Annotated in this window: 20 protein-coding genes, 1 tRNA gene and 1 pseudogene; 10 read left to right on the top strand and 12 right to left on the bottom strand. The window is 71.8% G+C overall.

Annotated features, from left to right (window positions below):
* Positions 1-4 precede the first annotated feature (4 nt).
* From A6F73_RS16765 to A6F73_RS16755, 3 genes are all read right to left on the bottom strand, one after another.
* The gene (locus A6F73_RS16765; RefSeq protein ID WP_063351265.1) at positions 5-727 is read right to left on the bottom strand and encodes an ABC transporter ATP-binding protein; all 723 of its coding nucleotides are present in this window, start codon (positions 725-727) and stop codon (positions 5-7) included.
* Between the two features lie 436 nt (positions 728-1163).
* Positions 1164-1790, bottom strand: coding sequence for a response regulator transcription factor (locus A6F73_RS16760; protein ID WP_063348550.1), 627 nt, complete (start codon positions 1788-1790; stop codon positions 1164-1166).
* Positions 1791-2022: 232 nt separating this feature from the next.
* Positions 2023-2096: transfer RNA gene (locus tag A6F73_RS16755), tRNA-Gly, on the bottom strand.
* 274 nt (positions 2097-2370) lie between these two features.
* On the opposite strand from A6F73_RS16755, the gene A6F73_RS16750 reads away from it, so the two are divergent.
* The gene (locus A6F73_RS16750) at positions 2371-2592 is read left to right on the top strand and encodes a hypothetical protein (protein ID WP_079135746.1); all 222 of its coding nucleotides are present in this window, start codon (positions 2371-2373) and stop codon (positions 2590-2592) included.
* Between the two features lie 72 nt (positions 2593-2664).
* Positions 2665-3240: a dCTP deaminase gene (gene dcd / locus A6F73_RS16745; RefSeq protein WP_063348548.1), complete on the top strand. Its 576-nt coding sequence runs from the start codon at positions 2665-2667 to the stop codon at positions 3238-3240.
* Positions 3241-3324: 84 nt separating this feature from the next.
* Here dcd and A6F73_RS16740 read toward each other — a convergent pair whose 3' ends face one another.
* From A6F73_RS16740 to A6F73_RS16725, 4 genes and pseudogenes are all read right to left on the bottom strand, one after another.
* Positions 3325-4215: a hypothetical protein gene (locus tag A6F73_RS16740; protein WP_063348547.1), complete on the bottom strand. Its 891-nt coding sequence runs from the start codon at positions 4213-4215 to the stop codon at positions 3325-3327.
* Positions 4216-4340: 125 nt separating this feature from the next.
* Positions 4341-5378, bottom strand: a complete 1038-nt coding sequence (locus A6F73_RS44030) for a Yip1 family protein (RefSeq protein ID WP_159398472.1) — start codon at positions 5376-5378, stop codon at positions 4341-4343.
* A 208-nt stretch (positions 5379-5586) separates the two neighbouring features.
* Positions 5587-6660 (bottom strand): annotated as a pseudogene (locus A6F73_RS16730) (NDP-sugar synthase); the annotation flags it as partial.
* A gap of 308 nt (positions 6661-6968) precedes the next feature.
* Positions 6969-9191, bottom strand: a complete 2223-nt coding sequence (locus A6F73_RS16725; RefSeq protein ID WP_063348544.1) for a (Fe-S)-binding protein — start codon at positions 9189-9191, stop codon at positions 6969-6971.
* 339 nt (positions 9192-9530) lie between these two features.
* Between A6F73_RS16725 and dnaK the strand changes: the two genes are divergently transcribed.
* The 6 genes from dnaK (at position 9531) to A6F73_RS16695 (ending at position 16284) form a co-directional block, all read left to right on the top strand.
* Positions 9531-11363 carry a molecular chaperone DnaK gene (dnaK, locus tag A6F73_RS16720; protein WP_063348543.1) on the top strand — a complete coding sequence of 611 codons (1833 nt, stop codon included), beginning with the start codon at positions 9531-9533 and terminating at the stop codon, positions 11361-11363.
* A complete protein-coding gene (gene grpE / locus A6F73_RS16715) occupies positions 11360-11995 on the top strand; it encodes a nucleotide exchange factor GrpE (RefSeq protein WP_063348542.1) in 636 nt (211 codons plus the stop codon). The genes dnaK and grpE overlap by 4 nt, the downstream gene beginning before the upstream one ends.
* Before the next feature lie 223 nt (positions 11996-12218).
* Positions 12219-13376, top strand: coding sequence for a molecular chaperone DnaJ (dnaJ, locus tag A6F73_RS16710; protein WP_063348541.1), 1158 nt, complete (start codon positions 12219-12221; stop codon positions 13374-13376).
* A 7-nt stretch (positions 13377-13383) separates the two neighbouring features.
* Positions 13384-13908 carry a helix-turn-helix domain-containing protein gene (locus A6F73_RS16705; protein WP_079135744.1) on the top strand — a complete coding sequence of 175 codons (525 nt, stop codon included), beginning with the start codon at positions 13384-13386 and terminating at the stop codon, positions 13906-13908.
* Between the two features lie 194 nt (positions 13909-14102).
* A complete protein-coding gene (locus A6F73_RS16700) occupies positions 14103-15110 on the top strand; it encodes a helix-turn-helix domain-containing protein (RefSeq protein ID WP_063348540.1) in 1008 nt (335 codons plus the stop codon).
* A gap of 547 nt (positions 15111-15657) precedes the next feature.
* Positions 15658-16284, top strand: coding sequence for a hypothetical protein (locus A6F73_RS16695; protein ID WP_063348539.1), 627 nt, complete (start codon positions 15658-15660; stop codon positions 16282-16284).
* Positions 16285-16291: 7 nt separating this feature from the next.
* Here A6F73_RS16695 and A6F73_RS16690 read toward each other — a convergent pair whose 3' ends face one another.
* From A6F73_RS16690 to A6F73_RS16675, 5 genes are all read right to left on the bottom strand, one after another.
* On the bottom strand, positions 16292-17269 hold the full coding sequence (locus A6F73_RS16690) for a helix-turn-helix domain-containing protein (RefSeq protein ID WP_063348538.1): 978 nt from the start codon (positions 17267-17269) through the stop codon (positions 16292-16294).
* Positions 17269-18273: a hypothetical protein gene (locus A6F73_RS16685; protein ID WP_063348537.1), complete on the bottom strand. Its 1005-nt coding sequence runs from the start codon at positions 18271-18273 to the stop codon at positions 17269-17271. The genes A6F73_RS16690 and A6F73_RS16685 overlap by 1 nt, the downstream gene beginning before the upstream one ends.
* Positions 18270-18416 carry a hypothetical protein gene (locus tag A6F73_RS41500; RefSeq protein WP_159398471.1) on the bottom strand — a complete coding sequence of 49 codons (147 nt, stop codon included), beginning with the start codon at positions 18414-18416 and terminating at the stop codon, positions 18270-18272. Before A6F73_RS41500 ends, A6F73_RS16685 begins: the two co-directional genes overlap by 4 nt.
* Positions 18406-19395, bottom strand: coding sequence for a LuxR C-terminal-related transcriptional regulator (locus tag A6F73_RS16680; RefSeq protein ID WP_063348536.1), 990 nt, complete (start codon positions 19393-19395; stop codon positions 18406-18408). The genes A6F73_RS41500 and A6F73_RS16680 overlap by 11 nt, the downstream gene beginning before the upstream one ends.
* 578 nt (positions 19396-19973) lie before the next feature.
* Complete coding sequence (locus tag A6F73_RS16675; protein ID WP_063348535.1) at positions 19974-21095, bottom strand: TDT family transporter; 1122 nt, start codon at positions 21093-21095, stop codon at positions 19974-19976.
* A 70-nt stretch (positions 21096-21165) separates the two neighbouring features.
* On the opposite strand from A6F73_RS16675, the gene A6F73_RS16670 reads away from it, so the two are divergent.
* On the top strand, positions 21166-22116 hold the full coding sequence (locus A6F73_RS16670; RefSeq protein WP_063348534.1) for a LysR family transcriptional regulator: 951 nt from the start codon (positions 21166-21168) through the stop codon (positions 22114-22116).
* 80 nt (positions 22117-22196) lie between these two features.
* Positions 22197-24803: an ATP-dependent chaperone ClpB gene (gene clpB / locus A6F73_RS16665; protein WP_063348533.1), complete on the top strand. Its 2607-nt coding sequence runs from the start codon at positions 22197-22199 to the stop codon at positions 24801-24803.
* Positions 24804-25109: the final 306 nt, after the last annotated feature.

Raw genomic sequence — 25109 nt, 5'->3', positions numbered from 1 at the left:
CCGTTCAGCGCCTTCCCAGGTGGGTCATCCGGTCCGCGACCTGTTCGGGCGAGGGGTTGGCGAGTGCCTCGGCGAAGGAGCCGTCCGCCAGGAAGAACACCTGGTCCGCGTAGGAGGCGGCGACCGGGTCGTGCGTCACCATGATCACGGTCTGCCCCAGTCCGTCGACGACGTGCCGCAGCAGCCGCAGGACCTCCGTACCGGTGGTGCTGTCCAGGGCGCCCGTGGGCTCGTCCGCGAAGACGACCTCGGGTCGCGTGACCAGGGCCCGGGCGATCGCCACCCGCTGCTGCTGACCGCCCGACAGCTGGGTGGGCAGGTGCCGCACCCGGTCGGCGAGGCCGGTCCGGTCGAGGATCTCCCCCAGCCAGGCCCGGTCCGCCCGGCGCCGGGCCAGTCGCAACGGCAGCGTGACGTTCTGCTCGACCGTCAGGGAGGGCAGGAGGTTGAAGGACTGGAAGACGAAGCCGATCCGCTGCCGGCGCAGGACGGTCAGCTCGGTGTCGCCGAGCGCCCCCAGCTCCAGGCCGGCCAGCCGGACCTGCCCGGAGGTCGGGCGGTCGAGCCCGGCGGCGCAGTGCAGGAACGTGCTCTTCCCGGACCCCGAGGGCCCCATCACCGCGGTGAACCCGCCTCGGCGGAATTCCATCGACACCTCGCGCAGGGCATGCACGGCCCCCGCTCCGCGCCCGTACACCTTGCTCACCCCGTCGAGCCGCACCGCCAGGTCCGGCTCCGAAGTGGAATGGGCCTGTTCCGGATCGCTGGAATCCGCAGTCCGAGAGAAAACGGGAATCCCCTCCTCGATGTGGCGCCCTGCCCTCATTTACCGCGAGCCTAGCCAGATCCACATTGCCCGCCCGGACCTCCGGCGGCGTCCGGACAGCGCTCCGGCGGCGGCTCCGGAGGCTCCACCCCAGGTCAACGGGCCACCGAGTCTGCTGGGCGGCCCGGCCGGGAGGGTCTGGACGTGGACAACCCATGGACACATCCATGCGAATCGCATGGGGCGTTCCATGGAATTCATCGCAGCCAAAAGGCCGCCCGAATACCGGGACCACACTTGTGCGGAATAACCGAACGTCGGCCTCCGGAATTTGACGAAGAAAACTTCCGGTCCGGCTTTCCGAACTTCCGATGGTTCGACCCCTGCGTCCGGGGCCCTATGAGGGGCGAGGGCCGGCGGAGAGCCAGCCCATCTCCTCGGCGATCCGAATGGCGTCCACCCGGCTGCGCCCCCCGGCCTTGGTCACCGCGGCGGCCAGATGGTTGCGGGCGGTTCCCGCCGAAATGAACAGCCGGGCGGCGATCTCCGCGACGGAGGCACCTTCCGCGGCCAGCCGCAGGGTGTCCAACTCCCTCGGCGTCAGCGGGTTCTCGCGCGCCCCCAGGGCGGCGAGGGCCAGCTCCGGGTCGATGGCGCGCTCGCCAGCGGCCACCTTCCTGATCGCCGCGGCCAGTTCCTCGGCCGGGGCGTCCTTCCCGAGGAACCCGAGCACGTGAACGGACATCGCACTGCGCAGATGCGCGGGTCTCGCCAGCCCGGTCAGGATGAGCGTCCCGCACGTCGGAAGCTTGTCGTGCAACTCGGCCGCGGCCCGGAGCCCGTCCAGACCGGGCATGTCGATGTCGAGCACCGCCACGTCCGGCCGGACCCGCAGCGCCGTCGGCACCACCAGGTCACCGCGTTCGACGTCCGCGACGACCTCCAGGTCGTCCTCGTACGCGAGGAGTGCCATCAGCGCGCTGCGCACCATGGCCATGTCCTCGGCTAACAGAACCCTGATCATCCGCGTCCTCCCCTGTCAGGCAACCGCCGCCCGCGCAGCCCCATGAGACAACAGGGCCGCGGGCAGCCCGTATCCGATTGATCCACCATGCGTTACCGCGCGCGACGGAAACAACGGTGCGAACCCGATCGAACTACGGCCGGCCCTCCACGCACACGGATCCGGCACAACGGACCCGAAGTGGTCCGGACAACACGAGAGCCGCAGGTCAGATGACCTGCGGCTCTCGGTATGGAGCGGGCGACGAGAATCGAACTCGCGCTCTAAGCTTGGGAAGCTCATGTTCTACCATTAAACTACGCCCGCCTGATGAGCCGTCAGAGACCGCTCAATCCAGTGTCACTGTACCCCATTCGCGACTGTGGTTGCACGGCCCGCCCGGGGAGTGGTGGGGCGGGTGGGGGTGGGTGGGGGCGTACTGTGTGGGCCGCGTACGAGTGCTCCGGCGGGTGGGTTCGGGGCGGCGAGCCACGGTGTGGAATGTCCGGAGCATCCCCTAATGTGACGCTGTCCCGGGGCGAGGTCCCGCGGGGCGCGATGAGTACGGGTGAGTACTGGGTTAGGGATGGGAAGGGGATCGATGGAGCAGCGCGCCGTCGTTCGTTGTGCCGAGGGGCACCTGTTCAGCACCACCACGTTCCCGATGCAGAACCTCGGTCCGGGCCGGCTCGGGCCCGGGCGGCTGATCCGCTGTCCGCAGTGCGGGCGGCTGAGGAGTTCGGTGCTGGCCGACGTGCGGGAGCTGTCGGCGCCGCAACTGGACCGGGCGCTGCGGCTGGAGGCCGCGGAGTTCCTGGCCTGACGGTCGACGCGAGGACGGAACGGGCCCCGGGCGGATTCGTCCGGGGCCCTGTCGTGCACGTAACCTCGAAGCGTGCTGCTCTCTGACAAGGACATCCGGACCGAAATCGACCTGGGCCGGGTCGTCGTCGACCCGTTCGACCCGGCGATGATCCAGCCGTCGAGCATCGACGTGCGCCTCGACCGCTTCTTCCGCGTGTTCGAGAACCACCGCTACCCGCACATCGACCCCTCCGAGGAGCAGCCGGACCTGACCCGGCTGGTGGAGCCCGAGGGCGACGACGCGTTCATCCTGCACCCGGGCGAGTTCGTGCTGGCCTCGACGTACGAGGTCATCTCGCTGCCCGACGACGTGGCGTCCCGGCTGGAGGGCAAGTCGAGCCTGGGCCGGCTGGGCCTGCTGACGCACTCGACGGCCGGCTTCATCGACCCCGGTTTCAACGGTCACGTGACGCTGGAGCTGTCGAACGTCGCGACGCTGCCGATCAAGCTGTACCCGGGGATGAAGATCGGGCAGCTCTGCCTGTTCCGGCTCTCCTCGCCGTCGGAGCACCCGTACGGCTCGGAGCGGTACGGCTCGCGCTACCAGGGCCAGCGCGGCCCGACGCCGTCCCGTTCGTTCATGAACTTCCACCGCACCGACGTCTGATCCGGGCGGAGCGCACGCAGCACGGGCGGCCGCCCCTCGCCGATGACGGACGAGGGGCCGCCGCCCGTCGCGTTTCCCGCGTGCTCAGGCCCGCTTGGGGCGGGTGACGGCGACCAGTTCGGTGCCGTCCTCGGAGAGCCGCAGTTCGGTGCGGAGTTCGGCGAGTTCGCCGAGGTGGTGCAGGTGGGTGCCGCCGCAGAAGATCTGCGCGCCGCCCTCGGGCAGCTCGCAGTGCCACTGGCGGCGGGCGGTGAGCTCGGGGCCGGGGACCTCGATGCGGACCGGGGCGTCGGCGGCGACCCAGGCGGCGAGCCGGGTGTTGACGGCCTCGGTGAGGGCGGGCAGGGCGTCGGCGAGGGCGGGGAGCTCGTCGGTGGCGTCCGCCGTGAAGCCCTTCTTCTTCAGCGACTTGCCGAGCCGGTAGGTGTCGGTGCTGGCCTCGGTGTCCATCACCGAGGTGGCCATCGCGAGGCTGTCGAAGTCGGGGTGGCCGAGGGCGTCGGAGCGGCCCGGGTCCTTGCGCCAGCGCGGCGCGAGGGCCTCGTTGAGGGCGAGGGCGAGCAGGTGGCAGCCGCTGTGCGAGGCGCTGAGGGCGGCCCGGCGGTCGGCGTCGACGGCGAGGACGGCGGTGCGCCCGACGAGGTCGCCGGGGTCGGCGTCGACGACGTGCAGGACCAGCCAGGACCACTCCTCGTCACCGCGCCGGACCGGGATGTCGGCGCCGGCCAGCGGCGTTCCGCCGTCCGGGCCGACGGCGCCGGTGAGGCAGTCGACGACGGCCAGCTCGGTGCCGTCGACGGTGAGGGTGCCGAGGTCGGCGGGCTGGTCGGGCCAGGTGTGGTCGAGCGGGTGGAACGGGGTGGCCCCGGTCACGACGGCGTGCCGGCCGTCCCCCAGCGGGTGCACCGCGATCACCGTCGACTCGCCGGTCACCGCCCCGGCCGGGAAGCTGACGTGCGTGGTGGGGAGGGTCATTCCTGGCTCCGGTGACGTGGAACGGGTGAGGGAGTGAGGGGCGAGGGGGTGAAGGCTGAGGGGGTGAAGAGGGTGGACGGGCCCCGGCCTGACCGGGATCCGTCCACCATTGTGCCCTCCGGCCGTCAGCCCAGGGTCGGCAGCTTGATCAGCACCAGCAGCGCGAGCAGTTGCACCGCCGAGGCGGCGGCCGCCTTGCCCCAGGGCAGGTCGTGCACCCGCCGGACCATGCTGGTCAGCAGGTACGCGCAGAACGCCCAGGTGGCCCAGCCGGCGACCTGGACGACCGCGCTGCCCGAGGGCAGCACCAGGTCGAGCAGCAGCCGGGGCGCGTCCGTCAGCCAGCCGATCAGCGCGGCCAGGCCGACCGTCGACTTCCACGGGCCGTCCCCGCCGAGCTGGCGGGCCAGCGCGTAGGTGACACCGCCGAACAGCGCTCCGGCCACGGCGAAGCCGATCGCGGCGGCGGCGATGCCGGTCAGCGCGACGGTGAAGGTCGAGTCGACGATGTCGTCGTGGGTCAGGCCGATGCCGAGCACCGCGAGCGCGCCGTACAGCATCGAGACGGTGAGGGCGGGCAGCCAGACCTGGTGGTCGCGGGCGCGGTCGAAGGTCGCGGTGGGGGCGCGGAAGATGCCGATGAGCAGTTCGCGCCAGTGCGGGCGGGGCCCGGCGACGTGCGGGGCGGACTGGCCGCCGGCCCGGTAGACGGTGACGTTGTCCTGGCCGTACGGCGGCTGCTGCTGCGGCCCGTAACCGTCCTGGCCGTAGCCGTCGCCCTGCGGGTGTCCGCCCTGGTCGTAGCCCTGGTCGTAGCCCTCGGCGCCGTACCCCGCCTGCGGGTACCCGGGGTGTCCGCCGTACTGGCCCTGGTCGTAGTACCCGTGGTGGGGCGGCTCCTGCGCGTACGGGTCGCCGGTCGGGAAGGCCCGGGTGCCGCCGGGCCGGTCGGCGGCGTACGGGTCGTAGCCGCCCTGCGGGCCCGGGGCGCCGGGGCCTCCGGGCGTGCCGTCGGGGCCGTCGGCCACGCCCCGGTGCGGGGCCGTGAAGTACTCCGGCCCGTCCGTCTGCCCGTGCCCCCCGGGCCCCGCCGGCGGCGGAGGGGGCGCCCACCCGCCGTGGGGGTCGGCGCCCTGCCCGCTGTCGTATCGATTACCAGCCACGCTCTGACGGTACCCGTCCGGCCCAATCCGCGTGGGGCCTGGACGGAGCCGGGGCCGGTTTGCAGCGAGCCTGAGACGAACGCGGCCGAAATCCTGCCGCCGACGGCGCCAGCGGCCCGGCCCGGCCCGGGTCCTACCGCTGCGCGCTGACCGAGGGCCCGTGCACCGCGGCGGCCGCGGCGGTGCCGGCCGGGCAGCCGCCAGGGCCGGCCGAGGTGCGGACCGCGCCGACCGGCAGCAGGGTGCCGCAGGCGATCCGGATGCCGTTCGGCAGCTCGTTGTCGGATTCGACGATCGCGCCGTCGCCGATCACCGCGCCGTCCAGCGCCGAGCGGGCGCCGACGGTGGCGAAGGCGCCCACGATGGAGTCCTTGACCAGGGTCTCCGGGCCGACCACCGCGCCCGGCAGGATCACGCTGCCCTCGACGATCGCGCCGGCCTCGACCACCGCGTTCGCGGAGACCACGGTGCCGCCGCTGAGCACCGCGCCGGGGTGGACGGTGGCGCCGGGCAGCAGCAGGGCGTCGCCGGTCGGGCCGGGGACGGCGGGGGAGTCGACCTTGCCGAGCACCAGGTCGGCCGAGCCGCGGACGAACGCGGCCGGGGTGCCGAGGTCGAGCCAGTACGAGGTGTCGACGACGCCGCGCAGCAGCGCGCCGGTGGCCAGCAGCTCGGGGAAGGTCTCGCGTTCGACGGACACCTCGCGGCCGGCCGGGATGCGGTCGATGACGGACCGGGTGAAGACGTAGCAGCCGGCGTTGATCTGGTCGGTGACGATCTGCTCGGGCGTCTCCGGCTTCTCCAGGAACTCCAGCACCCGCCCGTTCGCGTCGGTCGGGACGAGGCCGAAGGCGCGCGGGTCCTCGACCCGGGTGAGGTGCAGGGTGACGTCGGCCCCGGCGGCCACGTGGCCGTCGCGCAGGGCGGCGATGTCGACGCCGGAGAGGATGTCGCCGTTGAAGACCAGCACGGGCTCGTCGGGGCCGCAGGTCAGCCCGGACGCCGCGTTGCGGATCGCGCCGCCGGTGCCCAGCGGCTCGCGTTCGGTCAGGTAGACCAGCTCGATGCCGTACGGGGTGCCGTCCTGGAAGTGGTCCTCGAAGACCTCGGCCAGGTACGAGGTGGCCAGCACGACGCGGGTGACGCCGGCGGCGGCCGCGCGGGCCAGCTGGTGGGCGATGAAGGGGACGCCCGCCACCGGCAGCATGGGCTTGGGGGTGTGGGTGGTCAGCGGACGCAGTCGCGTGCCCTTACCACCGACCAGCATGATCGCCTCGGTCATGGTCTGCGCTGTTCCCCTTGTGCTCTGCGGCCCCGGCCCGGCGGGCCGATACCTCCGTCGGTGGTCTGGACCCGTCCGGCCGTCCGGAACGGGTCGACCGGCGCGAGGCCGGTCTGCCGCCTACTGTATTTCCTCCCAACGGGCGGACACTCAGGCGGCCGTGCGATTGGCACCACTCCCCTACGGGTCCCGCCCCGGATCCACCCCCGGTCCGGCCCGTCCCGGCCCCCCAAAAGCCCGGCCCGGCGGGCGCTCTCGCGGTGACCACCGGGCCGGGCAGTTGTAGCAGAACTGTCGAACAGAGGACGCTACGCGTCCACCGTCGCAGGCTCCTCGGCGCCGGCCGGCGGGGTCGCCTTCACCGAGTCGAGCAGCAGCTGGGCGACGTCGACCACCTTCAGGTGCTCCTTGGCGGCGCCCTCGTTCTTCTTGCCGTTGACCGAGTCGGAGAGCATCACCAGGCAGAACGGGCAGGCGGTGGAGACGATGTCCGGGTTGAGGGACAGCGCCTCGTCCACGCGCTCGGTGTTGATCCGCTTGCCGATGCGCTCCTCCATCCACATCCGGGCACCGCCGGCGCCGCAGCAGAAGCCGCGCTCCTTGTGCCGGTGCATCTCCTGCTGGCGCAGACCGGGGACCTTGTCCATGATCTCGCGCGGCGGGCTGTAGACCTTGTTGTGGCGGCCCAGGTAGCAGGGGTCGTGGTAGGTGATCAGGCCCTCGACCGGGTTGACCGGGACGAGCTTGCCCTCGTCGATCAGGTGCTGCAGCAGCTGGGTGTGGTGGATGACCTCGAAGTGGCCGCCCAGCTGCGGGTACTCGTTGGCGATGGTGTTGAAGCAGTGCGGGCAGGTGGCGACGATCCGCTTGACCGGCGCGTCCTCCAGGGCCGCGTTCAGCGTCTCGACGTTCTGCGCGCCGAGCATCTGGAAGAGGAACTCGTTGCCCAGCCGGCGGGCGGAGTCACCGGTGCAGGACTCCTCCTTGCCGAGGATGGCGAACTTCACGCCCGCGGTGTGCAGCAGTTCGGCGAAGGCCTTGGTGGTCTTCTTGGCGCGGTCCTCCAGGGCGCCGGCGCAGCCGACCCAGTAGAGGTACTCGACCTCGGCGGGGTCGATGTCCTCGCCGATCACCGGCACCTCGATGCCGGTCTCCTTCTTGAGCTCCTTGACCCAGTCCAGGCGGGCCTTGGTGGCCATGCCCCACGGGTTGCCCTTGTTCTCCAGGTTCTTGAGCATCGTCCCGGCCTCGGTCGGGAACGAGGACTCGATCATCACCTGGTAGCGGCGCATGTCGACGATGTGGTCGATGTGCTCGATGTCCACCGGGCACTGCTCGACGCAGGCGCCGCAGGTGGTGCAGGACCACAGGACGTCCGGGTCGATGACGCCGTTCTCCTCCGCGGTGCCGATCAGCGGGCGCTCGGCCTCGGCCAGGGCGGCCGCCGGGACGTCCTTGAGCTGCTCGGCGGTGGCCTTCTCCTCGCCCTCCATGTCCTTGCCGCCACCGGCCAGCAGGTAGGGCGCCTTGCCGAAGGCGTGCTCGCGCAGGCTCATGATCAGCAGCTTCGGCGAGAGCGGCTTGCCGGTGTTCCAGGCCGGGCACTGCGACTGGCAGCGGCCGCACTCGGTGCAGGTGGAGAAGTCGAGGATGCCCTTCCAGGAGAAGTGCTCGACCTGGGAGACGCCGAAGACGGCGTCCTCGGCCGGGTCCTCGAAGTCGATCGGCCGGCCGCCGCTGGTCATCGGGCGCAGGGCGCCGAGCGCGGTGCCGCCGTCCTCCTCGCGCTTGAAGTAGATGTTGAAGAAGCCGAGGAAGCGGTGCCAGGCCACGCCCATCGAGGGGTTGATGCCGATGGTGGTCGCCCACGCGAACGAGATGCAGATCTTCAGCATCGCGAAGAGGTAGATCAGGTTCTCCAGCGTGCCGTGCGACAGGCCGCTGAGGGCGGAGACCAGCGGGTACGACACCAGGTGCTCGGGCCCGTACGAGTCGACGCCGTTGAGGGCGCCCTCCAGGGCGCGCAGCATCAGGATGCACAGGCCGATGCCGAGGATCGTGTACTCGACGTAGAAGGCCTGCCAGGCGATCGAGCCGGCGAAGCGGGACTTGCGGCCGGACCGGGACGGCAGGCTGAGCAGCCGGATCACGATCAGCGTCGCGATGCCCAGCGTGGTGAGGGTGCCGACGAGCTCGACGAAGAGCTGCCAGAGCATCCAGTGGCCGATGATGGGCAGCGCGAACTCGGCGTCGAAGAGCTGGCCGAAGGCGTTGACGATGGTCAGCACCAGGCTGAAGAAGCCGACGGCGACGAACCAGTGGGCGATGCCCACGATCCCCCAGCGGTTCATCCGGGTGTGGCCGATGAACTCGACCGCGACGGTCTTCACCCGCTGGGCGGGCCGGCCGAAGCGGGTGGGGTCCGGCTGGCCGGTCCGCACCACTTTGTAGATGTACAGCGCCGCACGGGCGGCGAGCGCGGTGCCGATCACGAACGTGACCAGCGAGATGACGATCGCTGCTAGCTGCATCGGCTCTCCGTCTCCTGCGGCTTGCTGTTGAGCGGTCTTTGAACGGTCTTGCGTGGAACGAATTGTACTCGTCGGTAACTTGCCGGGCCGACGGCCCGGACATTACCGCCCGCCACCAGTCCTCCAGAAGGTTCCCAAGCTATGGCGGCAGTCACGTGGCACCACACGCGCCACGGCCAGGACCACGGCCACGATCGAGGCCACGGGCAGTCGCCGCGGCCGCGGGGGGTGGACCGCTCAGCAAAGTTGAGTGGCAGCGACTCATCCCTGTTGACGGCACCCACCCGGTCGTGCATCCTTGAGCCTGTAAAGCTCAACTCTTCCGTGGAGGTATTTACGATGGCACGCGCGGTCGGCATCGACCTCGGTACGACGAACTCGGTCGTCAGCGTTCTGGAGGGTGGCGAGCCCACCGTCATCACGAACGCCGAGGGCGCGCGGACCACGCCGTCCGTCGTCGCTTTCGCGAAGAACGGCGAGGTCCTGGTCGGCGAGGTGGCCAAGCGTCAGGCGGTCACCAACGTCGACCGCACCATCCGCTCGGTCAAGCGCCACATGGGCACCGGGTGGAAGATCAACCTGGACGGCAAGGACTTCAACCCGCAGCAGATCAGCGCCTTCGTGCTGCAGAAGCTGAAGCGGGACGCCGAGGCCTACCTGGGTGAGACCGTCACCGACGCCGTCATCACCGTCCCGGCGTACTTCTCCGACTCCGAGCGCCAGGCCACCAAGGAGGCCGGTGAGATCGCGGGCCTCAACGTCCTGCGCATCGTCAACGAGCCGACCGCGGCCGCCCTGGCCTACGGCCTCGACAAGGACGACCAGACCATTCTGGTCTTCGACCTCGGCGGCGGCACCTTCGACGTCTCCCTGCTGGAGATCGGCGACGGGGTCGTCGAGGTGAAGGCCACCAACGGTGACAACCACCTCGGTGGTGACGACTGGGACCAGAAGGTCGTCGACCACCTGGTCAAGGTCTTCCAGGCCGGCCACGGCGTCGACCTGTCCAAGGACAAGATGGCCCTGCAGCGTCTGCGCGAGGCCGCCGAGAAGGCCAAGATCGAGCTGTCCTCGTCCTCCGAGACCTCGATCAACCTGCCCTACATCACGGCCTCCGCCGAGGGCCCGCTGCACCTGGACGAGAAGCTCACCCGCGCCCAGTTCCAGCAGCTCACCTCCGACCTGCTGGAGCGCTGCAAGGTCCCGTTCCACAACGTGATCAAGGACGCCGGCATCTCGCTCTCCGAGATCGACCACGTCGTCCTGGTCGGCGGCTCGACCCGCATGCCCGCCGTCGCCGAGCTCGTCCGCGAGCTGACCGGTGGCAAGGACGCCAACAAGGGCGTCAACCCGGACGAGGTCGTCGCCATCGGCGCCGCGCTCCAGGCCGGTGTCCTCAAGGGCGAGGTCAAGGACGTCCTGCTGCTCGACGTCACCCCGCTGTCCCTCGGCATCGAGACCAAGGGCGGCATCATGACCAAGCTGATCGAGCGCAACACCACGATCCCGACCAAGCGCTCCGAGATCTTCACCACGGCCGAGGACAACCAGCCGTCCGTGCAGATCCAGGTCTACCAGGGCGAGCGCGAGATCGCGGCGTACAACAAGAAGCTGGGCATGTTCGAGCTGACCGGCCTGCCGCCGGCGCCGCGCGGCCTGCCGCAGATCGAGGTCACCTTCGACATCGACGCCAACGGCATCATGCACGTCGGCGCGAAGGACCTCGGCACCGGCAAGGAGCAGAAGATGACCGTCACCGGTGGCTCCGCGCTGCCGAAGGACGACATCGAGCGCATGATGCGCGAGGCCGAGCAGTACGCGGAGGAGGACCACAAGCGCCGCGAGTCCGTCGAGACCCGCAACTCCGCCGAGCAGCTCGTCTACTCGACCGAGAAGTTCATCGCGGACAACACCGACAAGCTCCCCGCCGACGTCAAGGCCGAGGTCGAGACCGCCATCGGCGAGCTCAAGGAGGCCCTGAAGGGCGAGGACATCGCGAAGATCCGCGAAGCCTCGGAGAAGGTCTCCACCACCGCGCAGAAGCTCGGCCAGGCGCTGTACGCCAACGCCGACGCCGCCGCCCCGGCCGGCGAGTCCGCCCAGGCCAAGGATGACGACGTCGTCGACGCCGAGATCGTGGACGACGAGAAGCCCAAGGGCGGTGCGGCATGACGGACAAGCCGCAGGGCGGCAAGCCCGGCGACGACTCCGCCGCCGACGAGGCTGTGATCAAGGCCGCCGAGGAGGCCGCCGCAGCCGGCGCCGCCGACTCCGGCTCCGGTGCTGGCTCCGACGAACTCGCCACTGCCAAGCGGGAGTCGGCCGAGCGCACCGCCGACCTGCAGCGTCTGCAGGCCGAGTACCAGAACTACCGCAAGCGGGTCGAGCGCGACCGGCTGACGGTCCGCGAGATCGCGGTCTCCAACATCCTGGAGTCCCTGATCCCGGTGCTCGACGACATCGGCCGCGCCCGCGAGCACGGCGAGGTCACCGGCGGCTTCAAGTCCGTCGCCGAGTCCCTGGAGACGGTCGTCGCCAAGCTGGGCCTCCAGCAGTTCGGCAAGGAGGGCGAGCCCTTCGACCCGACCATGCACGAGGCGCTGATGCACAGCTACTCCTCGGACGTCACCGAGGACACCTGCGTGCAGATCCTCCAGCCCGGCTACCGCATCGGCGAGCGGATCATCCGCCCCGCCATGGTCGCCGTCGCGGAGCCCCAGCCGGGCACCCAGACCACGGCCGCGCCCGACGGCGAGGCGAAGTCCGGGGACGCGGACAAGTCCGACGGTGGTTCGGACAGCTGACAACCTGTGACAGCTGACAACCAGTGCGCTGCGGAGTCGTACGCCGGCCAGAACGGCGGCCGACTCCGCAGCGTGCTGTCAACAGCGCCCGGTGGAGCGGCTGTTGACAGCGCAGCGAGGATGGACATCGGGAGGTGGCGGCAGCTATGAGCAAGCGCAGCGAGCGAATCGTTGAAAGGCGCGTGTTGCGCGGAGCGGCTGCCGAGCGGAGCGAGGTGGACGCATGAGTGGCAAGGACTACGTGGAGAAGGACTACTACAAGGTCCTCGGCGTGCCCAAGGACGCCACCGCCGCCGAGATCAAGAAGACCTACCGCAAGCTCGCGCGCGAGTTCCACCCGGACGCCAACAAGGGCGACGCCAAGGCCGAGGACCGCTTCAAAGACATCTCCGAGGCCTACGACGTCCTGTCCGACGAGAAGCGCCGCAAGGAGTACGACGAGGCCCGCAGCCTCTTCGCCAACGGCGGCTTCCGGGCCGGCGGCCCCGGCCAGGGCAACGGCAGCTACAGCTTCGACTTCGGCGACCTCTTCAGCGGCAGCCAGAACACCGGCAGCGGCGGGCTCGGCGACGTCTTCGGCGGACTCTTCAACCGCAGCGGCGGCCGGCAGGCCCAGCCCCGGCGCGGCGCCGACGTCGAGACCGAGGTGACCCTCGCCTTCGACGAGGCCGTCGACGGTGCGACCGTCCCGCTGCGGATGACCAGCCAGGCCCCCTGCCGCACCTGCAACGGCACCGGCGCCAAGTCCGGCACCACCCCGCGGGTCTGCCCGACCTGCGTCGGCGCCGGCACCGTCAGCCGCGGCCAGGGCGCGTTCGCGCTCTCCGAGCCGTGCAAGGACTGCCGCGGGCGCGGCATGATCGTCGACGACCCGTGCATCGACTGCCACGGCAGCGGCCGGGCCAGCTCCGCCCACACCATGCAGGTCCGCATCCCGGCCGGCGTTCAGGACGCCCAGCGCATCCGGCTCAAGGGCAAGGGCGCCCAGGGCGAACGCGGCGGACAGCCCGGCGACCTCTACGTCACCGTGCACGTCGACCCGCACCCCGTCTTCGGGCGCAAGGGGGACAACCTCACCGTCACCGTCCCCGTCACCTTCCCCGAAGCCACCCTCGGCGCCACCATCGAGGTGCCCACGCTGAACGGGCCGGCCGTGAAGCTGAAGCTGCCCCCCGGCAGCGCCAACGGCCTCACCATGCGCGCCCGCGGCAAGGGCGCCACCCGCAAGGACGGCACCCGCGGCGACCTCCTCGTCACCGTCGAGGTCGTGGTGCCGCGGCACATCACCGGGGACGCGCTGAACGCCCTGGAGCAGTACCGCGAGGCCACCGCCTCCGACGACCCGCGAGCCGCCCTGTTCCGGGCGGCGAAGGGAGCGTGACGACCAGATGATCCCCAACAGTCCCATCGGCCCCGGCATCGGTGAAGGCCTGCCCGGCATCGGCGACGGCCTGCCGGGCGACGGCCGCCGCACCCGGCGGCCCACCGCCCCGCCGCAGTACGTCCTCACCGAGGACACCCCGGTGTACGTCATCTCCGTCGCCGCCGAGCTCTCCGGCCTGCACCCGCAGACCCTCCGCCAGTACGACCGCCTCGGTCTGGTCAGCCCCGACCGCACCGCCGGCCGGGGCCGCCGCTACTCCGCGCGCGACATCCAGCAGTTGCGCGAGGTCCAGCGGCTCTCCCAGGACGAGGGCATCAACCTGGCCGGCATCAAGCGGATCATCGAGCTGGAGAACCAGGTCACCGCGCTCCAGTCCCGCATCGGCGAACTGGTCGACTCCCTCGACGGCGCCACCAGCGCCCTCCAGCAGCGCGAGGCCGCCGTCCACGCCTCCTACCGCCGCGACCTCGTCCCCTACCAGCCGCCCACCCAGTCCAGCGCCCTGGTCGTCTGGCGCCCCAAGCGCTGAGACTTGGCTGAACACCTCCGGCCGTCGGCTCCCCTCCGCCCGGGGGGTGCCGGCGGCTTGATCGTGGTGAGAGAGTGCTGTCGAACAAATCTGGCCGCCCTCACCGATGCCACCCGATCTGGCATGCTGCACTGCGATTCCGGTATTGGTGCCCGGCAGGTAGTGCAGACACGGCCACGGCAAGGAGCCCGCAGATGAGTGGACGAGAACAGCCCGGTACCGCCGCGATTGGGCCCTCCGTCCTCTCGAAAGAAGCGCGGGAGCTGTATCTGGCGGTCATCCGCGAGAACGGGCGGTTTCCGAAGGACTCCGACCTCGCCAAGGCGGGCGGGGCCCAGGAGGAGTTGGTGGCGATAGGCCTTCTGGTCGCCGACACCGACGAACCCGGTGTCCTCGTCGCGGTCGACCCTCAGCAGCTGTCCGAGAGCCTCTCCGTGACCTGGCAGCGCCAGGCACTCGACCTGCTCACCCGCGCGTCGGCCCTCGCCACCGATCTCCACGACCTGACGGCCGCCTACCACTCACCGGAGCAGGCCGGCGGCGCGATCGAGTACGTGCGGGGAAAGGTGCTGATCAACCAGCGGGTGCAGCAGATCGTCGCCAGCGCCTCGGAGGAGATCCTCGCCGCCCAACCCGGCGGGCCGCGCCCGTCCGAGGCGCTCACCGGCATCCTCGCCCGCGACCTCGAAGCCCTCCGCCTGGGCATCACGCTCAGGACGATCTACCACCCGAGCACCCGGTACCACGCTCCCACCAGGGAGTACGTGGCCACGATAACCAAGGCCGGCGGACGGTTCCGGACGCTGGAGGAGCCCTACACGCGATTGATCGTCATCGATCGCCGAATCGCGGTCATCCCCATCGCCGAGGACCTCAATCTGGCCGCCTTCGTGCACGATCGGGCCGTCATCAGCTACCTGATCAGCGAGATCTTCGAGCGGAACTGGAGCCGGGCGCTGGACTTCGACGGCGCACGCGCCGTTCCGCAGCAGGTGGTCTCCGGGATGCGGCAGACGATCATCGACCTCATGCTCGAAGGCGTGAACCACCGGGTGATCGCCCGCAGACTCGGCATCAGCGAACGGACGCTCGCGCGGCACCTGGCCGAGATGCGCGACGAGCACAATGTCGAGTCGCTGTTCCAACTCGGGTACGCATTGGCCCGGAACAGCATTCCGACCGACTCCGACAGCTATCACTGACCAAGCGTCGCGGCGGTCTCAGTTCCAGATCGTGTCATTGGCCAGCGCCATGGTCTGAGGCGCTGCCGCATCGTGGGAAACCCCGATGTTCCAGATCGTGTCGTCAGCCGGGCTCGAACCGCTCCCGATGAAAAGCGCCAGACCCACAACGACTGGAACCAGGACAAATCGCACCACCCGGCGTATCCGAGACATGGTGCCCCCTCTCTTTGTTTAAGACTTGGCGCGGGTACCCAGCCATTGTTTCGAACAACCTGCCACATAATGCCGCAAGCCCATGCCGGAAGCCAGGGGGCCTGCTACCCCAGTGCGTCATCTCTCTGCCAGGCATCGAGATGACACCACGGCTCTGTGGACGGTGGCGACGGTCGACAGAGACGATCAGTGCACTCCCCAACCCCTCTCGCGGGAGGGGGAAGACGGGGACACCACAAACAACATGTCCATGACTAGTTCGTTTCGACCACAACGAATGCACAGCAGCATTCCGATAGTCACCACCCAACGGGGCGATCGGCCTGGTTGGCACCTATCCCCGGAGTCGACAATGAGTGAGCCCTACCTGCGAGAGCACGCCGGACAGACCCCCGAGGGCCGGCGTGCGCGTGTGTTCCTGGCCGCGCCGCTGATGCGGCTGACCGGGCCCGCGGACAGTGTGGTGACGCTCGCCAGCCGGACGCGGCTGACGACGCTCCGCACCACCCTGCTCCGCAGCGGTGCCGCCGTGTACAGCGCGCACCACAGTGATGCCTGGACCGTCGCCGGGCAGGCGCCGGAGCCCCGGGTGCCGTCCGACTTCCGGGCCCTGCAGTCCGCGGACCTCGTGTTCGCCTACGTCGGGGCGCCGCTGTCGGCCGGGGTGAGCCTGGAGCTGGGGTGGGCGTCGGCGCTGCGGAAGCCGATCGTCCTCCTCGTCGACGAGGCCATCACGCACAACCCGCTGATCGCCACCATCGAGCAGGTCGCCCCCGTTCTGCCGCTGGTCTTCGACGACACCTGGTCGCAGGAGGCCCTCAACCACACCGTGGAGACCGCGCTCGACTGGGCCGGCATGGCGCTGTCCCTGCGCGAGGGCTTCTGGACCGCCCCCGGTGAGCAGTTCAACGTCCCCCGGCAGCAGCCCCCCGTCGTCGGCCGGGCCGGCTACTGGCCGACCAGCGCCGCCACCGGCTGACCAGCGCTCACCCATCGGGCTCCCCCGTCCGGGCTCCCCGCAGCTGCCAGCCCAGCTGGAACAGCGTCTCCGCGTCGTGCAGTTCGCGCAGCCGGGCGATGTGGCCGGCCACCGTCCGCTCGCTGAGACCGAGGCGGCCGGCGATGGCGCGCTGGGTGAGGCCTTGGGCGAGGAGCCGGCCGACCTGCTCGTGGGCCGTCGACTCGGGAGCGGACGCCTGGTCGGGGTTCCAGAGGAGGCGGCCGGAGCGGGCCCAGTCCCGTTCGAACACGGCCAGGAAATGGTCGACGGTCGCCGGATCCTCGATGAAGGTCGCGCTCCGGAGGTCGTCGGCGGACTGGAGCACGGCGATCCGGCGGTCGAAGATGTGCAGGTGGCGGAACGGCTCGGCCAGGACCCGGAAGCGGGCGCCCAGTTCGGTGCCGCGGGCGGTGTGGTCGGCGGTCGCCTGGTCCCGGACGGCGCCGGGTGCGTAGATCACCCGGATCCGGCCGCCCCGGCCGCAGAACCGGCCGATCCGTTCCAGGGCGTCCTCCAACTGGTGGGCGTGGCGGGGCCGGCCGGGCTGGGCGACGAGGATCTCCTGGCGGCAGTCCGCCTCCACCTCGGCGAATCGCCGGATGACCGCGCCGAGGCCCTGGACGTGATGCACCGTACCGGCGCGGTCGGTCGGGCGCGGGGCCGTGTCGTAGGCCTTGGTCAGGTCGTCGAGGGCCTGCGGGAGTTGCGCGGCCTGGACCAGTAGCCGGGTGCCTTCGGCCCGGAGCTCGGCACTGATCCGGTCGCCGACCGTACGCGGGTTGACGGCGGTGCAGACGTCGGATTCGGGCCGGGCGAGCAGCAGCCCGAGCGCGAGCAGGTGTTCCAGGGCCGGCCGGTCGGCGTCGGCCACCTCGGCCCGGTCGATCCAGCCGCCGTGCCGGAGGATGCGCAGGTACAGGTCGTGTGCGGCCTGGTCGGGCCGCCCGGTGCCGCGCCCGTGCATCACGGCACCCGCCGACGGGCGGCGTCGGCCGCCGACCGGAGCTGCCAGCCGAGTTGGAAGAGCGTCTCGGCGTCGTACAGTTCGCGCAGCCGGGCGATGTGGCCGGCCACCGTGCGTTCGCTCAGGCCGAGGCGGGTGGCGATGGCACGCTGGGTGAGGCCCTGGGCGAGGAAACGGCCGACCTGGTCGGGCAGGGAGTCGGCCGGCTCGGGGGCTTCCGGGCCACGGGCCCAGCGGACCCGGGCGGCGCGCTGCCAGTCGCGTTCGAAGGCGTCGGCCATGAAGTCGACCACCACCGGGTCCTCGACGAAGGCCGCGCGGCTGTTGTCGGACGCGGCGGGGATGACGGCCACCTTCCGGTCGTAGATCAGGACCCGCCGGAACGGCTCGCCCAGCACCCGGTACCGGCAGCCGACCTCGGCGGCCGCGGCGGCGAAGGCGGCGGTCGCCGGGTCGGCGGCCGCCGCCGGCTCGTAGATGCCCCGGACGGTGCCGCCGCGCTCGGCGAGTCGCCGCATCCGGTCGAGGGCGTCCGGGAGCCCCTCGACGGGCCGGGCCCCGCCGGGCTGGGCGGCCAGCATCTCCTGCGAGCACTCGGCGTCGAGTTGGGCCAGGCGCAGGCGGATCTGTTCGAAGCCGTGCACGTACGTGACCTCGACGGAGCACTCGGGGTGGCGCGGCGTGACGTCGAAGGCCTGCGCCAACTCGGCGAACTGCTCGGGCGTTTCGTCCGCCCTGGCCAGCAATTCGCCACCCGTGGACCGCAGTTCGGACCCGATTCGGCCGATGACGACACGCGGGTTCACCGCGGCGTAGGCCGCGTCCTCGACCCTCGGGACGACCAGTCCGAGGTCGAGCAACCGCTCCAGGACCGGTTCGTCACCCGGAGGCAGGTCGGCCGCCCGGAGGATGCCGCCGTTGCCGACGACGGCGAGGTACAGCGCCCGAGCGGCGTCGTCGGGCAGCGGAGAGTCGGGCAGGGGGCAGGTCGACGGGTCGGTCATGGGGCTCCCCCCGGAGCTGCCGGCCGAGGTGGAAGAGGGTCGGGGCGGCCGCCGTTGCGGACGGCGGTGAGGTGGAGGGCGGTGAGGTGGACGGCGGTGAGGTGGACGGCGGGCCGCTCGGCGGGGCCGGGTTCATCGGTCATCGCGGGCGCCTCTCATCAGCCAGCCGAGTTGGAAGAGGGTCTGGGCTCCGTGGCGGTCGCGGAGGCGGGAGATGTGGGCGGCGACGGTGCGTTCGCTGAGGCCGAGGCGGGTGGCGACGGCGCGCTGGGTGAGGCCGCGGGCGAGGAGGCGGCCGATCCGGTCGGGGACGGTGCGGGTGGGGCCGAGGGTGGCGGCGGTGTCGGCGGTTTCGGCGCGGGCCCAGTCGCGTTCGAAGGCGCCGACCAGGAAGGTGATGGCGGCCGGATCGGTGATGAAGGCGGCGGTGCTGTTGTCGTCGTTGGCGGAGATCACGGCGACGGCGCGGTCGAAGACGAGCAGCCGCTGGAACGGCTCGTCGAGCACGCGGATGAGGGAGCCGTGCCGGGTGACCTCCTCGACGTAGGCGAGGGCGGGCGGGTCGGCGAGGGCGACGGGCTGGTAGATGGTGCGCAGGGAGCAGCCGCGCTGGAGCAGGTGGACGTCCTGGAGGAGGGCGACCTGCAGGGTGCCGGCGGGGCGGTGGCCGGGTTGGGCGGCGAGGACTTCGGAGCGGCAGTCGGAGGCGAGCTGGGAGATCCGCTGGCGGATGTGGACGTGGCCCTCGACGTGGACGGCGCCGCCGGCCCGGCCGGAGGGCCGGGGCATCGCGTCGTAGGCGCGGGTGAGGCCGTCGAGGGCGCCGGGGAGGTTCTCGGCGCGGACCAGCAGCCTGGTCGCCTCGCTGCGGAGTTCGGCGCCCAGGCGGTCGGTGACGGAGCGTGGGCTGATGGCGGTGTAGCAGTGGTCCATCGGGTTGGCGATGAGCAGGCCGAGGTCGACGAGCTGCTGGAGCGCGGCCTGGTCGGCGTCCGGGGTGTCGGCGAACGGGATGCGTCCGCCCCGGGCGAGGATCGCCAGGTAGAACTGCCGGGCGGCCTCGTCGGGCTCCTCGCCCGGGGGCTGTCCGTGCTGCGGCGCGACCGCCGGTTCCACCGTCACGTCGCACACTCCCTGCCGGACGCTTCTCCCTCGTTGCCGCCGTCGCGCCGTCCGGCGCGGGGCTCGGCGGTCACGGTACCGGGCTGACGGCGGCCTCCGGGGTCCGGGTGCCGTCGCACTCCGGGGGGCCCGGGGGCCACCGTCGCTACGCCCATGCCCAGGCGCTTCCGTCGAGGCGGAGCAGCAACGCCTCGACGGCTCCGGTTCCGGGGGCCATCACCACACATGGCGCCCCGACCGGCGCTCTTCCCCCCCGTTTCACGCGTGCGGGACGTTGCACCCGTGGTCAGTTTCGAAGAGCAAGTCGCCACCATCGGGCTGCGGTGCCCGGTCGGCCTGGCGTGACTCCACCCTCACAGTGTGACGGCCGGTGAACAAGTGTCGCCCGAGTGCAGGTTCGCGCAATTGCAGCTATCTGCACGGCGGGTGGGGCGGGCGGGGTCGAGCGGCGGGACGGGTTCCGGTAAAGGCCGAGGCCAGCGGGGCTCGCGGGGGGCACCCGCCCGTACGGTCGGTCGGCCGCGCGCGGTCGGGCAGCGGGTGCGGGTTCCTGCAACGGCGGCGTGCGGCGGGAATCGTCAGGCACGCGCCAGCAGCCGTCCGCGGGCGAGCCCGGCGGCGGTCCCGCCGGCGGCGAGCACCCAGGCGGTGGCCAGCAGCAGGTAGAGCCCGGTGGCGATCGCGGTGAAGCCGCCGAACCCGGTGTGCCGGGCGAGCGCGGAGGCGCCGGTGACGCAGGTGCCGATCGGGAAGGTGTACGCCCACCAGGTCATCGCGAACGGCATGCCGGCCCGGCGGGCGCGCAGGTTGGCGGTGAGCGCGACGGCCAGCCAGAGCATCGCGACGCCGAGCACCGCGACGCCGTACAGCTCGGCGAAGGGGAGCATGGCGGGGGCCAGCGCGGGCAGCACCGGGCGGGCGGCGTCGGCGAGTTGGTGGACGGCGGTGACGGACTGGCCGAGCGGGCCGAGCACCAGGAACAGCGAGGGGGTGAGCACCAGGGTGGGCAGCTTGCTGTGGAACAGCCCGGTGAAGACCACGGGCAGCAGCACCAGGGTGGCCAGCAGGCCGATCCCGAAGAGGGCCCAGCAGGCGTACAGCATGGTCTGCTGCGCCAGCCCGGCCGGCAGGTGCGGGATGAGGGCCGGGCCGGTGGCGGAGGCGACCAGCGGGGCGACCACCGGCAGCAGCCAGGTCGGGTTGGCCTCCAGGGCGGAGACCGGGTGCCGGGTGATCATCAGGTACGGGATGCCGCCGGCGACGGCCAGCGCGTACAGGGTGCCGACGCCCCACAGCACGGCGTCGACGGCGACCGCGGGGCCGGTGCCGATCACCCGGGAGCCGAGCAGCAGGGTGCCGAGGCCGACCGAGAGCAGGGCCATCGGCGGGCAGCCGTAGAAGACGGCGGTGGCCGGGTTGTCCAGCAGCTGGGTGCGGGCGGCCTCGCGGTGCCGGGTGAGGTGGACCAGCCGGGCCGCGCCCAGCACCAGCAGGGCGGCGAGTCCGAGCGCCCACATCACCTCGCCGAAGCCGATCAGCCCGGGCAGCCGCAGCGGCAGGACGGCCGCGCCGTTGCCCAGGATCGCGGTGCCCATGACGGCGGCGTACCAGTTGGGGCCGAGCTGGGCGAGGTCGAGGCGGGCACGCAGCGAGGAACGGGAGGGGCGGGTGAGCGGGCGGGCATCGGCCAAGGTGGACATGGTTCCACCGTGCCGCCCCGGGCCGGGCTCCGGTAGCGCCGCGGGCTCTATGAGGACATAGCCTGGACCTATGGCCCTCTCCCCCCGCGTCCCCGAGCTCGGCGCCCTGGAACTGCTGCTCGCGGTGGCCCGGCTGGGCAGCGTCGGGCGGGCCGCGGCCGAACTGGGCGTGAGCCAGCCGACCGCCAGCGCCCGGATCAAGGGCATGGAGCGGCAGATCGGCGTCCCGCTGCTGGAGCGCTCCCCCCGGGGCAGTCGGCCGACCGCGGCGGGGCGGCTGGTGGTCGAGTGGGCCGGGCACGTGGTGGAGGCGGCGCAGGCGCTGGACGCCGGGATCGACGCGCTGCGCGAGCGGCGGGACGCCAAGCTGCGGGTGGTGGCCAGCCTGACCGTCGCCGAGTACCTGATGCCGGGCTGGCTGCTGGCCCTGGCCGAGGCCAGTCCGGGCACGGCGGTGACGCTGCGGACGGCGAACTCGGCGGAGGTCGCCGGGCACGTGCTGGCCGGGGACGCCGACCTCGGCTTCGTCGAGGGCCCGTCCACCCCGCCCGGGCTGGCCGGCGCCGTGGTGGCGGCGGACCGGCTGGTGGTCGTGGTGGCGCCCGGCCACCCGTGGGCGTGCCGCCGGACGCCGCTGACCGGGCCGGAGCTGGCCGCCACCCCGCTGGTGCTGCGCGAATCGGGCTCGGGCACCCGGGAGGTGCTGGAGATGGCGCTGGCGCCGTACGGGGGCGCGGTGCGGCCCCGGCTGGAGCTGGCCTCGTCCACCGCGCTGAAGGCGGCGGCGATGACCGGGGCCGGGCCGGTCTGCCTGAGCGAGCTGGCGGTGATGGAGGAGTTGGCCGTCCGGCGGCTGGTGGCCGTCCCGCTGGCCGAGGGGCTGGACCTGCGGCGGCCGCTGCGCGCGGTGTGGCCGGCCGGGCAGCGGCCGAGCGGGCCGGCCCGGGAGCTGCTGGGGCTGACCCGCCAGGTGCCCCGCGCGCAGCGGGTGGAACGCACGGAACGCGCGGAACGGGCGTAAAAACTTGAGCGGAATAGACTCAACTTAGTGCATGCTGTAAGTAGCAGCATTGAAGGACGACGAGGGAGGACCCCCCAGCAGTGGACGCCAGCAAGTTCACCACCAAGACGCAGGACGCCCTGTCCGCCGCGATCCGGCAGGCGGGCGCGGCCGGGAACCCGGACGTCAAGCCGGTGCACATCCTGATCGCCCTGCTGGAGCAGCCCGAGGGCATCGCCCGGCCGCTGCTGGAGGCCGTCGGGGCGGACGTCACCCGGATCGACGCCGAGGCCCGCCGCCAGCTGACCGCCCTGCCCAGCGCGATGGGCTCGACGGTCGCCGCGCCGCAGCTCGCCCGGGACACCCTCGCGGTGCTCACCGAGGCCGGCAAGCGCGCCGACGACCTGGACGACCAGTACGTCTCCACCGAGCACCTGATGGTCGGCCTGGCCGCCGAGGGCGGGCCGGTCGCCGAACTGCTGGCGCAGCAGGGCGCGACGGCGAAGGGCCTGCTCGCCGCGTTCAAGGACGTGCGCGGCAGCGGCCGGGTCACCTCTCCGGACCCTGAGGGCACCTACAAGGCACTGGAGAAGTACGGCACCGACCTGACCCAGGCCGCCCGGGACGGCAAGCTCGACCCGGTGATCGGCCGGGACCAGGAGATCCGCCGGGTCGTCCAGGTGCTCTCCCGCCGGACCAAGAACAACCCGGTGCTGATCGGCGAGCCGGGCGTCGGCAAGACCGCGGTGGTCGAGGGCCTGGCCCAGCGCATCGTCGCCGGCGACGTGCCGGAGTCGCTGCGCGGCAAGCGGCTGGTCTCGCTGGACCTCAGCGCGATGGTCGCGGGCGCCAAGTACCGCGGCGAGTTCGAGGAGCGGCTGAAGGCCGTCCTGAACGACATCAAGCAGAGCGACGGCCAGGTCGTCACCTTCATCGACGAGCTGCACACCATGGTCGGCGCGGGCGCCGGCGGCGACTCCGCGATGGACGCCGGCAACATGCTCAAGCCGATGCTGGCCCGCGGCGAGCTGCGGATGGTCGGCGCCACCACGCTGGACGAGTACCGCGAGCGGATCGAGAAGGACCCGGCCCTGGAGCGCCGCTTCCAGCAGGTGCTGGTCGGCGAGCCCAGCGTGGAGGACTCGATCGCCATCCTGCGCGGTCTCAAGGGCCGCTACGAGGCACACCACAAGGTGCAGATCGCGGACGCCGCGCTGGTCGCCGCGGCCACCCTGTCCAACCGCTACATCACCTCCCGCTTCCTGCCCGACAAGGCGATCGACCTGGTCGACGAGGCGGCCTCCCGGCTGCGGATGGAGATCGACTCCTCCCCGGTCGAGATCGACGAACTCCAGCGCTCCGTCGACCGGTTGAGGATGGAGGAGCTGGCCCTGGAGAAGGAGTCGGACGCCGCCTCGATCGACCGGCTGGCCCGGCTGCGGCGCGATCTCGCCGACAAGAACGAGCAGTTGAGCGCCCTGACCGCGCGCTGGGAGCAGGAGAAGAAGAGCCTCAACCGGGTCGGCGAGCTCAAGGAGCGGCTGGACGACCTGCACGGCGCGCTCGAACGGGCCCAGCGCGACGGGGACTTCGAGCGGGCGTCGAAGCTGATGTACGCGGAGATCCCGGCCGCCGAGACGGAGCTCACCGAAGCCCAGGAGCGGGCGGCGGACCAGGACGCCTCCGCCTCGATGGTGAAGGAGGAGGTCGGCCCGGACGACGTGGCCGACGTGGTCGCCTCCTGGACGGGCATCCCGGCCGGCCGCCTGCTGGAGGGCGAGAGCGCCAAACTCCTGCGCATGGAGGAGGAGTTGGGCGAGCGCCTGATCGGCCAGGCGGAGGCCGTGCGAGCGGTCTCGGACGCGGTGCGCCGCACCCGTTCCGGCATCGCCGACCCGGACCGCCCGACCGGCTCGTTCCTCTTCCTCGGCCCGACCGGCGTCGGCAAGACCGAACTCGCCAAGGCCCTGGCCGACTTCCTCTTCGACGACGAGCGGGCCATGGTCCGGATCGACATGAGCGAGTACGGCGAGAAGCACTCCGTCTCCCGCCTGGTCGGCGCCCCGCCCGGGTACATCGGCTACGAGGAGGGCGGCCAGCTCACCGAGGCGGTGCGCCGCCGCCCGTACAGCGTGGTGCTGCTGGACGAGGTGGAGAAGGCCCACCCGGAGGTCTTCGACGTCCTGCTCCAGGTGCTGGACGACGGCCGGCTCACCGACGGCCAGGGCCGCACGGTGGACTTCCGCAACGCGATCCTGATCCTCACCTCCAACCTGGGCAGTCAGTACCTGGTCGACCCGGCCACCCCGGAGGACCGGAAGAAGGCCCTGGTGCTGGACTCCGTCCGGGCCGCGTTCAAGCCCGAGTTCCTCAACCGGCTGGACGACATCGTGGTCTTCGACCCGCTGGGCACCGCCGAGCTGAGCCGGATCGTCGACCTCCAGGTGGCCCGCCTCGGCGACCGGCTGCGCGAGCGGCGGCTCACCCTGGACGTCTCCGAGGCCGCCCGCGACTGGCTGGCCCTCACCGGCTACGACCCGGCGTACGGCGCCCGCCCGCTGCGCCGGCTGGTCCAGTCCGCGATCGGCGACCAGTTGGCCCGGGCCATCCTGTCCGGCCAGGTGCACGACGGGGACACCGTCCTGGTCGAGCGGGACGAGGAGGGCGACCGCCTCACCGTCCGCAGCCGCGGACTGCTGGAGAAGTAGCACCACCAGACCGGGCCGCCCGCACTGTCATGCGGGCGGCCCGGTCAACACCCTTGCGGCACAGCACAGTTGACGACCCACTCGGCCGCGGTCGCACCCCGCCGCGCCCCGCCGGCGCCCCGGCCACGGCACCCTTCCAGCCGGACACGCTCCGTCACCATCACCGCTTGCGGCGGGCGTCGGAGCGCCCCGGACGAAGATCGACGCGTGGCCGGGTGCCCCTGTGAGGCAGGCCCCGGATGAGGCAGGATGGGAAGTGGAAAGGGCGGCCTCTCATTGCCGGCCACCACGTGCACTGAGGAAGAG

It is taken from the genome of Streptomyces sp. MJM8645, from assembly GCF_001625365.1.
Classification (GTDB): domain Bacteria; phylum Actinomycetota; class Actinomycetes; order Streptomycetales; family Streptomycetaceae; genus Kitasatospora.
This window is presented reverse-complemented; position numbering and strand designations above follow the sequence as displayed.

Bases quoted from the DNA above. Each gene is read 5' to 3' on its own strand.
- grpE (WP_063348542.1), top strand. From the start codon at position 11,360: ATGACGGACAAGCCGCAGGGCGGCAAGCCCGGCGACGACTCCGCCGCC.
- A6F73_RS16695 (WP_063348539.1), top strand. From the start codon at position 15,658: ATGAGTGAGCCCTACCTGCGAGAGCACGCCGGACAGACCCCCGAGGGC.
- A6F73_RS16740 (WP_063348547.1), bottom strand. From the start codon at position 4,215: ATGACCCTCCCCACCACGCACGTCAGCTTCCCGGCCGGGGCGGTGACC.
- A6F73_RS16725 (WP_063348544.1), bottom strand. From the start codon at position 9,191: ATGCAGCTAGCAGCGATCGTCATCTCGCTGGTCACGTTCGTGATCGGC.
- A6F73_RS41500 (WP_159398471.1), bottom strand. From the start codon at position 18,416: ATGACCGATGAACCCGGCCCCGCCGAGCGGCCCGCCGTCCACCTCACC.
- dnaK (WP_063348543.1), top strand. From the start codon at position 9,531: ATGGCACGCGCGGTCGGCATCGACCTCGGTACGACGAACTCGGTCGTC.
- A6F73_RS16690 (WP_063348538.1), bottom strand. From the start codon at position 17,269: ATGCACGGGCGCGGCACCGGGCGGCCCGACCAGGCCGCACACGACCTG.
- A6F73_RS16700 (WP_063348540.1), top strand. From the start codon at position 14,103: ATGAGTGGACGAGAACAGCCCGGTACCGCCGCGATTGGGCCCTCCGTC.
- A6F73_RS16760 (WP_063348550.1), bottom strand. From the start codon at position 1,790: ATGATCAGGGTTCTGTTAGCCGAGGACATGGCCATGGTGCGCAGCGCG.
- A6F73_RS16670 (WP_063348534.1), top strand. From the start codon at position 21,166: ATGGCCCTCTCCCCCCGCGTCCCCGAGCTCGGCGCCCTGGAACTGCTG.
- A6F73_RS16675 (WP_063348535.1), bottom strand. From the start codon at position 21,095: ATGTCCACCTTGGCCGATGCCCGCCCGCTCACCCGCCCCTCCCGTTCC.
- A6F73_RS16705 (WP_079135744.1), top strand. From the start codon at position 13,384: ATGATCCCCAACAGTCCCATCGGCCCCGGCATCGGTGAAGGCCTGCCC.
- A6F73_RS16685 (WP_063348537.1), bottom strand. From the start codon at position 18,273: ATGACCGACCCGTCGACCTGCCCCCTGCCCGACTCTCCGCTGCCCGAC.
- dnaJ (WP_063348541.1), top strand. From the start codon at position 12,219: ATGAGTGGCAAGGACTACGTGGAGAAGGACTACTACAAGGTCCTCGGC.
- A6F73_RS16750 (WP_079135746.1), top strand. From the start codon at position 2,371: ATGGAGCAGCGCGCCGTCGTTCGTTGTGCCGAGGGGCACCTGTTCAGC.